A 13,000-nucleotide genomic window follows, 5' to 3' on the forward strand; every position below is an offset into this window, starting at 1 on the left:
GGTGGGGCGTACCGGGAGCACTCTGGAGGCATGGAGAACGTCGCGAGCGCCCCCGAGCAGGACGTACCGGTCGTGGTGGCACCGTTCGACAGCGACAGCCGGTACCGGCTGGTGCATCTGCGCGGGGTCGGCTGGGAGCCGCTGGAGCGCGAGGAATTCGACGTGCGGGTGCGCCAGGTCTTCCCGGACGTCGACTTCGACGATCCGGAGCAGGTCCACTGGACCGACCGGCCCGGCGAGTGGCCGAAGTGGCACCCCGGGGAGGCCTGACGGGAACCGTGGCGGCCGTCCGGTCCGTCCTCAGGAGAAGGTGCCGCGGGGTGTCGTGAGCGGCGTGCTGAGGGGAGGGACCGACCGGCATCCGGGCCATGACGGGGACAGCATCCGACAGCGGACGCCGTTCTTTCGTTCCACGCCCCGCGTCCCGCATCCGACCCGGGCGGATCATGCCCGTTCGGGCGCGATGTGACCTCGGGCGATTCCTTTCGCGCTCCATTGAGCACAGAGCGGTCTTCGTCCGTGATTGAGAGTGGGCGCGCGAATGACCGGGACGTGGTGGAGCGGAGGTGGGCGGCATGATGCCGGAGCGGGCGGGCAGCGCCAGTGGGGATGAGCTGGCCGTGCCGATGGCATGGCTGTACGCCGAATACGTCGCCGACGAGGTGCTCCGGCAGGCCGAACTGATGCAGCCCACCACCCTGGAGTTCCGGGCCGGGCGGGATGCCCTGGCGCTGACGGCCTTCCTCTCGGGCGGTGCGCAGCTGTCGGGAGCCGGTGTGGTGTCGCAGCTGGAGCACTGGTGCGATCTGACGGCGGCGGCTGAACCGTGGCACAGCTGGTGCTCCCGCCGCCTCCAGTACCTCCACCGGGAGGAGCAGGCGGTCGGGCACACCGGAGCGGATCTGCCGTTCGCCCGGGCCGCCTGGCGACGGCTGGTCGAGACCGAACTGCTGTCGGCGGACGAGGACTACGACGCCGGCACCTGGGAGGGTGCCGACGTCGACGAGGATCCGGCCCCCACCGTGTGGACCCCGGCCTGGCAGCTCGGTCTCCCGCTGGCCAGCCTGGCCCTGCAGATGTTCTGAGGGGGGCGTTCCGGCGGGAGGCATCCCGGCAGGAGGCGCTTTCGGTTTGGAGACGTGCCGGTCGGAGACGTGCCGGTCACAGGCCCTCCGGTCGGAGGCGGCAGGCGTCCGGCGGCAGGCGTCCGGCGTCCCTCCGGAGCTTCACCGGGCGGGATGCCTCCGGGAGCGCCCCTCGTGAGCGGGCTCAGCCCCTGGCGAGGTCCACGATGCGCTGGACCAGATCGGGGTAGGACCAGTCCGCGCCGCTGCCCGCGAGCGGCAGCAGGCTCATCGCCGTCATGCCCGGGAGGGCGTTCACTTCGAGGCACATCGGCTCACCGGCGGCGTCGCAGCGGAAGTCGGTGCGCGAGTACGCGTCGCCGCCGAACCCCAGCGCCCGGTGCGCGCGCAGCGCCGCCTCCTGGAGCCGGGACGCCAGGGCGTCCGGGATGCGTGCCGGACAGACTTCACTGGCCGCCCCGGGCTGGTACTTGGCCGCGTAGTCGAACAGCGGTGTCGTCAGCTCGATCTCGATCACGGGCAGCGCCCGGTCGCCGACCACGGCCACCGTGAACTCCCGCCCCGGCAGGAACGGCTCCACCAGCAGCTCGACGGAACCGGCGTGCACCTCGGCCGCGACCCGCGCCAGCTCCGGCAGCGAGTCGACCCGGTGGACCGCCACGCTCGAACCGTCCGCGACCGGCGGGGACGCCGGCCATCTCCAGCAGCGCCTGCACATGCCCGTCCTCGCCCCAGCCGCCGTGCAGCGCCAGGAACACCAGCTCCGCATCGCGCAGCAGTTCCAGGACCGGGCCGCCGGTCAGGGCGGTGTGCATCCGCTCCCGCAGCCGGTGGCGGTCGGCGAGGGACGGCGGTTCCTTTCCGACCTCGAACGCGTGGACCGCGTCACCGGGTCGCAGCGGTCCGGCCAGGACCGGCTCCGCGGCGGCCGGGTCGACGAGCACCACCTCGTGGCCCCGCTCCAGCAGTGCCCCGGCCACCGACGAGCCGGAGGCCAGGGAGACGTCTCGCTCCGGGCTCTCTCCACCACACAAGATCACAACGCGCATACGGGAATTCTGCCGCACTCCCCCGGCCGGTGCCCGCACCGGCGTCCGGCCGTCCGTACCCGCAGCCCTCCGTACCCGCAGCCCTCCGTACCCCATGACCCGTACCCCCAGCCCGTACCCGCGTGTCGGCCACCGGCGCCGGACGTCCGGCCTCCGGACACCCCGGCACCGGCCCGCCCCGCTCCCCCGCACCCCGGCACCGGGAAAGCGGGCGCGGCCGGCCGTCAGCCGGGCAGCCCCAGCTCCCGCAGCGCCGACCGGGCCGCCAGGTGGCCGCACATGCCGTGCGCGCCGGCTCCCGGGGGCGTCGCCGCGGAACAGAGGAAGACGCCGGGGATGCCGGTGCGGTACGGGTCCGGGGTGATCCGGGGCCGCCGCAGCGCCAGTTGGAGTGCGGTGTTGGCCCCGCCGATGACGTCACCGCCCACGCAGTTGGGGTTGTACACCTCCAGGTCGGCGGGCGGCCGGACGAAGCGCGCGACGACGCGGTCCCGCAGTCCCGGCGCGAACCGTTCGAACTGGGCGAGGACCGCCTCCGTCGCGTCCCCCCGGTAGCCGTGCGGGACATGGGCGTACGCCCAGACGGGACGGACGTCCCCGGCCGACCGCCCGGGGTCGGCGAGGTACTGCTGGGCGACGAGGACGAACGGCCGCTCCGGCATCCGGCCGCGGCCGATCTCCCGTTCGGCGGCGGCGACTTCCTCCAGGGTGCCGCCGAGATGGACGGTTCCGGCGCGGCGGCAGACCTCGTTCCGCCACGGCACACCGCCGTCGACCGCGAGATCCACCTTGAACGCGGCCGGACCGTACCGCCAGTCGCGGTAGGCCCGGCGCACCCGGGGCGGCAGCCGGTCGCCGGCGAGGCCCACGACGGCGCGCGGGGAGAGGTCCAGCAACACCGTTCCCACCGGGGGCAGTTCGGCCAGCGAACGCACCCGTACGCCGGTCTCCACGGTGCCCCCGAGGTCGGCGAGGAGTGCGGCCAGGGCGTCGGTGACCGCCCGCGATCCGCCGCGGGCGACGGGCCAGCCGGTGCGGTGTCCGACGGCGGTGAGCAGCAGCCCTACGGCGGCGGTCAGGGGCTGGTCCAGCGGGCCGAAGGTGTGGGCTGCTGCACCGGCCCACAGGGCGCGCGCCTCCTCGGTGCGCCACCGGCGGGCGACGGCGGTCGCAGGGAGCAGCGCCCGGCTGCCGAACCGCGTCAGCGCCACGGGGTGGGCGGGCACCGCGAGCACGGGCCGCAGCACGTCCTCGACCAGCAGTTCGAGGTCGGTGGCGAGCGGGGCGAACAGCCGTTGCCAGGCAGGCCCGTCCGCGCCCAGACCGACCGCCGTCTCGGCGGCGGAGCGCACCAGCGCCGGGGCCGCCCCGGAGTCCAGCGGATGGGCCAGCTCGACTTCCGCCCGGCGCCAGAGCAGCCCGTACCGCTCCAGGCGGAGGGAGCGGAGGAACGGCGAGAGCGGGCCGAGCGGGTGCACGGCCGAGCAGTGGTCGTGCAGCAGGCCGGGGACGGTGAGTTCGCCCGACCGCGTCCCGCCGCCGATCCTCGGCGCGGCTTCGAGGACGGTGACCCGCAGGCCGGCCCGGGCGAGGGTGACGGCGGCGGCGAGCCCGTTCGGCCCGGCGCCGACCACGATCGCGTCGGTCATCGGAAGCCCCTCACGGCGGCGGGCCGTCCGAGTACGGGGCCTGTCGGGGTGGGCGTCGCGCCTCGGTCGCCGATGCGCCGGACCGGGGCAGTCCCGCCGGCCACGGCGCCCGGACGGCGGCAGCCGTGGCCGCGTGCCGGTGCGGGCGTGACGGGCGGCGCCGACCTCACGGGCGGACCGGGCGTGGGCGCTGTCGACGTCATGGGCGGACCCGGCATGGGCACTGTCGACCTCACGGGCGGACCCGACATGGGCACTGTCGACGTCATGGACAGCACCGGCGTCGCGAACGGACCCGGCGTGGGCGGTACCGGTGTCATGGGCCCCGGGCCTCCCTCCGCCCGCGGCATCGCCGGACCCGACGCCCGGCGCCCCGGAGGGGGTGGCCCCCGGCGGGCGCGGCGACCACACTTCCGAGGGTAGCGAGCGACTCGCGCCCCTCGGGGGTCACGGCCGGTGGGCCGGGAGCGGCCCTTGGCGGAGCCCCTGGATCCCCGGAGCCCCGGAGCCCCGGCCGCCTGCCTGCCTGCCTGCCTGCCTGCCCGCCTGCCCGCCTGCCCGCCTGCCCGCCTGCCCGCCTGCCGACAGACCGCCTGCCGACAGACCGTACGACGGAACGACGGAACGACGGCACGACCCCGGTGAACGGTGCGCGCCATCGGCCGCCGAGGACCCGAGGACGGCCACCACAAGCGGTGCGCGGCGTGAGGCCGTGACCCGCCCGTGAGGCCGTCACGGCCTCCCTACGAACCCGCCTCGCGGAACGCGTCGAGCAGCCGCCCGGCGGCGAGGGTCGCCGTCAACGTGCCCTCGCGGACCCGCTGTTCGAGGTCCGGGGCCAGCCGGCGCACCTCCGGGTGCTCCCGCAGCCGGGCCAGCAGCTGGTCGTGGACCATGGACCAGGTCCAGTCGACCTGCTGGTCGCGGCGCTTGGCGGCGAGCCGGCCGGTGGCGTCCAGCACCTTGCGGTGCTGCTCCACCCGCTCCCACACGGTGTCCAGGCCGGTGCTCTCGCGGGCGCTGCAGGTGAGCACCGGCGGGTTCCACTCCGCGTCGTGCCCCTGCAACAGCCGCAGCGCGCCCGCCAGTTCGCGGGCCGCCGACTTCGCGTCGCGCTCGTGCGGGCCGTCGGCCTTGTTGATGGCGACGACGTCCGCGAGCTCCAGCACGCCCTTCTTGATGCCCTGGAGCTGGTCGCCGGTGCGGGCCAGGGAGAGCAGCAGGAAGGTGTCGACCATGTTCGCCACGGCCGTCTCCGACTGGCCGACGCCGACGGTCTCCACCAGCACCACGTCGTACCCCGCGGCCTCCATCACCACGATGGTCTCGCGGGTGGCGCGGGCCACCCCGCCGAGGGTGCCCGCGCTCGGCGAGGGCCGGACGAAGGCGTCCGGGTCGGCGGAGAGCCGCTCCATCCGCGTCTTGTCGCCGAGGATGGAGCCGCCCGTCCGGGTGGAGGACGGGTCGACGGCCAGCACCGCGACCCGGTGGCCGAGGCCGGTGAGCCGGGTGCCCAGCGCGTCGATGAACGTCGACTTGCCGACACCCGGTACCCCGCTGATGCCGACCCGGCGCGCCCGGCCGGTGTGCGGCAGCAGCTCGATCAGCAGGCGCTGCGCCGCCTCCCGGTGGTCGGGCCGGGTCGACTCCACGAGGGTGATGGCCCGGGCGATGTACGCCCGGGACCCGTCGAGGACGCCCTTGGTGTACGCATCGATGTCGATCGTCCGCGGCATGGGCTCACAGCTCGTGGCCGAGGGACCCGGCCAGGCCCTTCAGCAGGTCGTGGGCGGCGTCGGGGATGACGGTGCCGGGCAGGAAGACCGCGGCGGCGCCCATCTCGCGGAGGGGCTCCACGTCCTGCGGCGGGATGACCCCGCCGACCACGATGGTGATGTCCTCCCGGCCCTGCTCGGCCAGTTGCTCGCGGAGCGCGGGCACCAGGGTGAGGTGGCCCGCGGCGAGCGAGGAGACCCCGACGATGTGCACGTCGGCCTCGACGGCCTGCCGGGCGACCTCCTCCGGCGTCTGGAACAGCGGGCCGACGTCGACGTCGAAGCCGAGGTCGGCGAAGGCCGTGGCGATCACCTTCTGGCCGCGGTCGTGGCCGTCCTGGCCCATCTTGGCGACGAGGATCCGGGGCCGCCGGCCCTCCTCGCGCTCGAACGCCTCGACGAGCGTCCTGGTCCGCTCCACGCCGGACGACGCTCCGGCTTCCTCCCGGTACACACCGGAGATGGTACGGATCTGGCCGGAGTGCCGTCCGTACACCTTCTCCAGGGCGTCCGAGATCTCCCCCACAGTCGCCTTGGCGCGGGCGGCGGTGACCGCCAGCGCGAGCAGGTTGCCCTCCATCCCCTGGCCGGATCCGGCCTCGGCGGCGGCGGTCAGCGCCCGCAGCGCGTCCTGGCAGACGGCCTCGTCGCGCTCCTCGCGCAGCCGGCGCAGCTTGGCGATCTGCTGGGACCGGACGGAGGAGTTGTCGACCTTGAGCACCTCGATGGCCTCCTCGCCGCCGACCCGGTACTTGTTGACGCCGATGACCGGCTGGCGGCCGGAGTCGATCCGGGCCTGGGTGCGGGCCGCGGCCTCCTCGACGCGCAGCTTGGGGATGCCGGCGTCGATGGCCTGGGCCATGCCGCCCGCGGCCTCGACCTCCTCGATGTGCTGCCAGGCCCGGCGGGCCAGGTCGTGGGTCAGCCGCTCCACGTACGCGCTGCCGCCCCACGGGTCGATGGACCGGCAGGTCCCGGACTCCTGCTGGAGCAGCAGCTGGGTGTTGCGGGCGATCCGGGCCGAGAAGTCGGTGGGCAGGGCCAGCGCCTCGTCGAGGGCGTTGGTGTGCAGCGACTGGGTGTGGCCCTGGGTGGCGGCCATCGCCTCGACACAGGTGCGGGTGACGTTGTTGAAGACGTCCTGGGCCGTCAGCGACCAGCCGGAGGTCTGCGAATGGGTGCGCAACGACAGCGACTTGGCGTTCTGCGGGTCGAACCGCTTGACGAGCTTGGCCCAGAGCAGGCGGGCGGCGCGCAGCTTGGCGATCTCCATGAAGAAGTTCATGCCGATCGCCCAGAAGAAGGACAGCCGCGGCGCGAAGGCGTCCACGTCGAGTCCGGCCCCGAGTCCGGCCCGCAGATACTCCACGCCGTCGGCGAGGGTGTACGCCAGCTCCAGGTCGGCCGTGGCCCCGGCCTCCTGGATGTGGTAGCCCGAGATGGAGATCGAGTTGTAGCGCGGCATCTTCTGCGAGGTGTACGCGAAGATGTCGGAGATGATCCGCATCGAGGGCTGCGGCGGGTAGATGTAGGTGTTGCGGACCATGAACTCCTTGAGGATGTCGTTCTGGATGGTCCCGGCCAGCTTCTCGGGCGGTACGCCCTGCTCCTCCGCGGCGACGATGTAGAGCGCCAGCACCGGCAGCACGGCGCCGTTCATCGTCATCGACACGCTCATCCGGTCCAGCGGGATGCCGTCGAAGAGCTGCCGCATGTCGTAGATGGAGTCGATGGCCACGCCCGCCATGCCGACGTCACCGGTGACCCGCGGGTGGTCGCTGTCGTAGCCGCGGTGGGTGGGCAGGTCGAAGGCGACGGAGAGGCCCTTCTGGCCCGCGGCGAGGTTGCGGCGGTAGAAGGCGTTGGACTCCTCGGCGGTGGAGAATCCGGCGTACTGACGGATCGTCCACGGCTGGTTGACGTACATCGTGGGGTACGGGCCGCGCAGGTAGGGCGCGATGCCCGGGTAGGTGCCCAGGAAGTCCAGCCCCGCCACGTCCTCGGAGGTGTAGAGCGGCTTCACGCCGATCCCCTCCGGGGTCTCCCACAGCAGGTCGGCGTCGCCCTTGCCGGTGCTGTCCTGCAGCGCGGCGCGCCACTGCCCGGCGTCGGCCGGGGACGCCCCGCCCGGCTCCAGGCCGATGCCGGTGAAGTCGGGGATCGCTGCCTGCTGTCCGGTGCTGCGCTGCATCACGCCACCCCCAGGTCGTCGAGTGCGGAGGAGAGGACGGCGACCGCGTCGCCGCCCGCGGTGACGAACGTGTCGATCCCCGCCTGCCGGTACGCCTCCCGCCGCTCGCCGGGGCGTCCGGCGAGGAACACCCGGCGGGCGCCGGCCGCCGCGAGAGCGGCGGCGACGGACTCGGCCTGTTCGGCGTAGACGGCGTCACTGGAGACCAGACAGGCGAGGCCCGCGCCACTGCGGGTGAAGGCGTCGGCGGCGCTCTCCGCGTCCACGGTCACCGGGTCGTGGACCGGTTCGATGCCGCCGGCCTGGAACAGGTTGGCGGCGAAGGTCGCCCGCGCGGTGTGCGCGGCCGGGGAGCCCAGCGCGGCGAGGAACACCTTCGGCCGGGTGCCGGTGGCGGCGAGGTGGGCGTCGGAGCGGGCGCGCAGCGCCTCGTACGCCTCGTCGCGGCGGACCTGCGGCAGCCCTCCGGACGGGCCGGCGGGCGCGGTCTCGCGCTCGGGCACGGTCTCGGCCAGCAGCGGGAACTCGCTGACGCCGGTGATCGGTTCACGGCGCTTCGCGAGGTCCTCGCGGCGCCGCCGCCAAGTGTGCTCCAGGCGCTCGGCGATCAGTCCGGACCCCAGTCCGGCGGCCTGGCCGCCGGCGCGCTCGATCTCCTGGAACCAGGCCCACGCGGCCTGTGCGAGCTCGTCGGTGAGCCGCTCCACGTACCAGGAGCCGCCGGCCGGGTCGATGACCCGGGCCAGGTGGGACTCCTCCAGCAGGATCGAGGAGGTGTTGCGGGCGATGCGCCGGGCGAAGGCGTCCGGCAGGCCGAGGGCGCTGTCGAAGGGCTGCACCGTCACGGCGTCGGCCCCGCCGACCCCGGCGCCCAGGCAGGCGACGGTGGTGCGCAGCATGTTCACCCACGGGTCGCGACGGGTCATCATCACCGCGGAGGTCACGGCGTGCTGACGCTGTGCCGCGGCGGCCGGTGCGGCGCCGCAGACCTCGGCCACCCGGGCCCAGAGGCGGCGGGCGGCGCGCAGCTTGGCGATGGTGAGGAACTGGTCGGCGGTGGCGGCGAACCGGAACTCCAGCTGGCCGCAGGCCGCGTCGACGGAGAGGCCGGCCGCGGTCAGGTCGCGGAGGTAGGCCACGCCGGTGGCCAGGGCGCAGCCCAGCTCCTCGGCGGCCGAGCCCCCGGCCTCGTGGTACGGCAGGGCGTCCACCGCCAGGGCGCGGACGCCCGGGTGGTCGCGGTGGCAGCGGGCGGCGAGGTCCGCGGCGGCGGCCACCCGGCCGGACAGGCCGGTGTCGCTCCCGGTGCGGGCGACGAGCCCGAGCGGGTCGGCGCCCAGTCCGCCGAGCGCGGCCCCGGCGGGCACGCCGCGCTCCGCGAAGATGCGGAACAACTCCTCGGCGGCCGGGGCGAATTCGGCTCCGGCGTCGAGCACGACGGGGGCCAGGTCGAGGTAGACGCCTTCCAGGGCCTGCGAGAGGCCGCCGACGGGGATCCCCGCCTCGCCGACGGCGAGCCAGACCGAGGTCACGCCGTTCTCGAGGTCGGCGAGCAGCGCCTCGTTGGACCGCTTGGGGTCCGGGTGGGCGTGGCGCTGGCGCACGTCCCAGCCGGACACCGAGGTGCCCTCCGGCCTGCCGCCCCGGACAAACGGGGGGAAGCCCGGGAACCCGGGGTCGTCGGCGCCGTCCTCGGCGGTGTACAGCGGGCGGGTGGCAAGCCCGTCCTGGATTTCGGTGGCAAGCGCGTCCTCGGCCGCCGTGCCCGAGACATCCGTGGTGCCCGACTTGCGCAGCACGCCTTCGACAAGGCGGTGCCACTGTTCGCGGGTCGCGTCAGGGAACTCGGCGGCCAGGGAGAGCCCGTCGTCAGGCAGGACCGTCATGAGGGAAGGCTAGGCGAACCGACCCCCTGAGCAGCAGTGCGCTCGGATGTGACCTTGCCCTCTTCACCTGCGTCCACCGGGGCGTTCCATCGGGCAGACTCGGGCAGCGTGAGAAAGATCCGCGTCATCGGCATCGGATCGGGCGACCCCGATCAACTGACCCTGCAGGCCGTAAAGGCACTCAACACGGTCGATGTCTTCTTCATCCTGGACAAGGGGCGGGAGAAGTCCGACCTGACCCGGCTGCGGCACGAGATCCTCCAGCGGCACGCCGTGGAGCGATCCTACCGGCTGATGGAGGCTCAGGACCCGGAACGGGACCGCACCGTGTCCTCCGCGGCGTACGCGCCCGCGGTCGACGACTGGCGGCGGCGCCGCGCCGACCGGTGCGAGGAGATGATCCGCGACGGGCTCGCGGACGGCGAGTGCGGGGCGTTCCTGGTCTGGGGCGACCCGGCGCTGTACGACTCCACCCTGGCGATCCTGGAGGACATCCTGGCCCGCGGCGCGGTGACCTTCGACTACGACGTGATCCCCGGGATCAGCAGCGTCTCGGCGCTCGCCGCCCGGCACCGGACGGGGCTGAACCGGGTGGGCCGCCCGGTGCAGATCACCACCGGGCGGCGGCTGTCGGAGGGCTTCCCCGAGGGCGCCGACGACGTCGTGGTGATGCTCGACGCGCACCAGGAATTCACCCGGCTGGCCGAACCGGACCTGCACATCCACTGGGGCGCCTATCTGGGCACGCCCGACGAGATCCTGATCTCGGGGCGGCTGGGGGAGGTCGCGGACCGGATCCGGGCGGTGCGCGAGGAGGCCCGGGCGCGCAAGGGCTGGATCATGGACACCTACCTGCTGCGCCGCGAGCGGGGCGACGTCGACCGTCCCGGGGAGTAGCTGCGGGCGAGTGCGGGGGCGGGTGCTTCCGGCGGTGCCGGTCCGGCCCCGGCACCGGCGGAAACCCCCGGCCCGGCGGCTGCCTCGGCCCCGGCGGGCTTCCCGAGCCTCCAGGGCTCCCGAGGCCCGGCGGGCGCCCCGGCCCCGGCGGACGACCCCGGCGGGTCCCCCGACCCGCGGCGGTCCGCCCGAGCCATCGGGGTTCCGAGGCCGGCCGGGGGCAGCCCGGGCCCGCATCGGGGCGTCCTCACCTCGGCACATCCGGCGGGCCCCTGCCACGATGGAAGGGGCCCGCCGGGCCCCGACCGCACCAGGACAGCGAGGGCTGCTATGACCGGAATCCAGGGCGGGGCGGAGGGGGCTGCCCCGGGCGGCGGCTCGTCCGCGGACGACGGGCGGCAGGGCAAGACGTCCTTCGACGACATCTACGACCGCCCCGACCCCCGTGCCTACTTCCGCGGGCTCCAGCCGCTGGAGTACCAGACACCACTGCACGCCCAGCCGGTCTTCCGACGGCTGCTGGCCGCCCGCGCCGCGGCGGCGGAGGCGGACGCCGAGGCGGCGGACGCCCCGGAGCGCGGTGGGACGGAGCGCGGTGGGACGGAGCGCAGTGGCACGGAGCGCGGTGGGGCAGCGCAGGGCGGCCCCGGGCGCCCGGTCACGGTGCTCGACGTCTGCTGCTCCTACGGCATCAACGCGGCGCTGCTCAACCACGACGTCACCCTGGACGAGCTGTACAGCCGCTACACCTCCCCGGACATGGAAGACCTGACCGGCCATCAACTCATCGAGCAGGACCGGGAGTTCTACGCCGACCGCCGGTCGGCGGACCCCGCCCCGGTGGTGGGGCTCGACGCGGCCCGCCACGCGGTGGCGTACGCGACCGCCGCCGGGCTGCTGACAGCGGGATTCGGCGAGGACCTGGAGGCCAGCGATCCGAGCCCGGACCTGGTCCGGGCGCTGGAGCCGGTCCGGCTGATCACGGTGACCGGCGGCGTCGGCTACATCACCAGCCGGACCTTCGAACGGATCCTGCGCCCCATCGCGGGACCGGTGTGGGTGGCGGCCTTCGTGCTCAGAACGGTCGACTACGGCCCGATCGTCGACACCCTGACGTCCTTCGGGCTGGTCACGGAGCATGCGGCGGACCGCACCTACCGGCAGCGCCGGTTCAGCGACGACTCCGAGCGGCGGCACGCCCTGGAGGCCGTCCGCGCCACCGGCCGCTCCCCCGAGGGCCGGGAGACCGACGGCTCCTACCACTCCGAGTTCCACCTCTCCCGGCCCGCCGCGCACGCCGAGGCGTTCCCGGTCGAGGACGTGCTGGACGGGAGGTAGCCCGTGGCGACCTCGTCCGCCTGGGTGGTGGAGCGGCCCGGCCCCCTCGCCTCGGGCCCGCTGCGCCAGCGGGAGCGCCCGATGCCCGAGCCGGGGCCGTACGGGCTGCTGCTGGAGGTCCAGGCCTGCGCGGTGTGCCGGACCGACCTGCACCTCGCGGAGGGCGACCTGCCGCCCCACAAGGAGGCCTGCACCCCGGGCCACCAGGTGGTCGGCCGGATCATCGACGCCGGGGACGCGGTGAGGGGCTTCTCCGCCGGGGACCGGGTGGGCGCGGCCTGGCTGGCGGGCACCTGCGGCACCTGCCGGTTCTGCCGCACCGGACGCGAGAACCTGTGCCCGCACTCCCACTACCTGGGCTGGGACACCGACGGCGGCTACGCCCGCTACACCGTCGCCGACGCCCGTTACGTGCACCGGCTCCCGGCCGGGTGGGGCGCCGAGGAGGCCGCGCCGCTGCTCTGCGCGGGCATCATCGGCCACCGGGCGCTGCGCCGTGCCGAGCTGCCGGAGGGCGGCCGGCTCGGGATCTACGGCTTCGGGGCCTCGGCCCATCTGGCCGCCCAGTTCGCGATCGGCCGCGGCGCCACCGTGCACGTCGTCACCCGGTCGCCCGAGGCGCAGCACCTGGCGCTGGAGCTGGGCGCGGCCTCGGCCGGTCCGACCGCGCCGCCCGAGCCGCTGGACGCCGCGATCCTCTTCGCCCCGGTGGGCGCCCTGGTGCCCACCGCCCTGGAGGCCCTGGACCGCGGCGGGACCCTCGCGGTGGCGGGTGTGCACCTCACGGCGATCCCGGAGCTGGACTACCCACGCCACCTCTTCCAGGAACGGACCCTGCGCAGCGTCACCGCGAACACCCGCGCGGACGCCCGGGAATGCCTCGCCGAGGCAGCCCGCCTGCGCCCCCGCGTCCGCCTGACCCGCTACCCCCTGAACCACGCCGACCGAGCCCTCGCGGACCTGGTGGCGGGACGGATCACGGGGGTGGGGGTGCTGGTTCCGTAGGGGGCGTCTTCGCTTTCCACCGCGCCGCCCCCAGTCTGCGAGGCGACGCCCCCGGCCCGCAGAGACGGATCCGGGAAGACGCCTGGCCGAGGCTGCGCGTCTGCGCCCCGGGTCCGTCAGTTCTC

General features: G+C 74.7%; 10 protein-coding genes and 1 pseudogene. 5 read left to right on the plus strand and 6 right to left on the minus strand.

Going from position 1 to position 13,000, the window contains the following annotated elements; all coding sequences use genetic code 11:
• Positions 1-30 precede the first annotated feature (30 nt).
• Together AC3EQ1_RS03480 and AC3EQ1_RS03485 are read left to right on the plus strand one after the other, a co-directional pair.
• Positions 31-270, plus strand: coding sequence for a hypothetical protein (locus AC3EQ1_RS03480; RefSeq protein ID WP_351508672.1), 240 nt, complete (start codon positions 31-33; stop codon positions 268-270).
• 305 nt (positions 271-575) lie between these two features.
• Positions 576-1,085, plus strand: a complete 510-nt coding sequence (locus AC3EQ1_RS03485) for a hypothetical protein (RefSeq protein ID WP_432092831.1) — start codon at positions 576-578, stop codon at positions 1,083-1,085.
• Positions 1,086-1,269: 184 nt separating this feature from the next.
• Here AC3EQ1_RS03485 and AC3EQ1_RS03490 read toward each other — a convergent pair whose 3' ends face one another.
• The 6 genes and pseudogenes from AC3EQ1_RS03490 to AC3EQ1_RS03515 form a co-directional block, all read right to left on the minus strand.
• A complete protein-coding gene (locus AC3EQ1_RS03490; protein WP_432092729.1) occupies positions 1,270-1,746 on the minus strand; it encodes a D-alanine--D-alanine ligase family protein in 477 nt (158 codons plus the stop codon).
• 82 nt (positions 1,747-1,828) lie between these two features.
• Positions 1,829-2,230 (minus strand): annotated as a pseudogene (locus AC3EQ1_RS03495) (hypothetical protein); the annotation flags it as partial.
• 128 nt (positions 2,231-2,358) lie between these two features.
• Complete coding sequence (locus AC3EQ1_RS03500) at positions 2,359-3,783, minus strand: phytoene desaturase family protein (RefSeq protein ID WP_432092730.1); 1,425 nt, start codon at positions 3,781-3,783, stop codon at positions 2,359-2,361.
• A gap of 743 nt (positions 3,784-4,526) precedes the next feature.
• A complete protein-coding gene (gene meaB / locus AC3EQ1_RS03505) occupies positions 4,527-5,519 on the minus strand; it encodes a methylmalonyl Co-A mutase-associated GTPase MeaB (protein WP_432092731.1) in 993 nt (330 codons plus the stop codon).
• 4 nt (positions 5,520-5,523) lie between these two features.
• Complete coding sequence (gene scpA / locus AC3EQ1_RS03510; RefSeq protein WP_432092732.1) at positions 5,524-7,749, minus strand: methylmalonyl-CoA mutase; 2,226 nt, start codon at positions 7,747-7,749, stop codon at positions 5,524-5,526.
• Entirely contained in the window at positions 7,749-9,635 is a 1,887-nt protein-coding gene (locus AC3EQ1_RS03515) for a methylmalonyl-CoA mutase family protein (RefSeq protein WP_432092733.1), read from the minus strand. The genes scpA and AC3EQ1_RS03515 overlap by 1 nt, the downstream gene beginning before the upstream one ends.
• 108 nt (positions 9,636-9,743) lie before the next feature.
• Between AC3EQ1_RS03515 and cobF the strand changes: the two genes are divergently transcribed.
• The 3 genes from cobF (at position 9,744) to AC3EQ1_RS03530 (ending at position 12,875) form a co-directional block, all read left to right on the plus strand.
• Positions 9,744-10,532, plus strand: a complete 789-nt coding sequence (gene cobF / locus AC3EQ1_RS03520) for a precorrin-6A synthase (deacetylating) (protein ID WP_432092734.1) — start codon at positions 9,744-9,746, stop codon at positions 10,530-10,532.
• Between the two features lie 330 nt (positions 10,533-10,862).
• Positions 10,863-11,870, plus strand: a complete 1,008-nt coding sequence (locus AC3EQ1_RS03525) for a hypothetical protein (protein WP_432092735.1) — start codon at positions 10,863-10,865, stop codon at positions 11,868-11,870.
• 3 nt (positions 11,871-11,873) lie between these two features.
• Complete coding sequence (locus tag AC3EQ1_RS03530; RefSeq protein WP_432092736.1) at positions 11,874-12,875, plus strand: zinc-dependent alcohol dehydrogenase family protein; 1,002 nt, start codon at positions 11,874-11,876, stop codon at positions 12,873-12,875.
• The last annotated feature ends 125 nt before the right edge of the window (positions 12,876-13,000 follow it).

The organism is Streptomyces sp. bgisy100 (assembly GCF_057709105.1).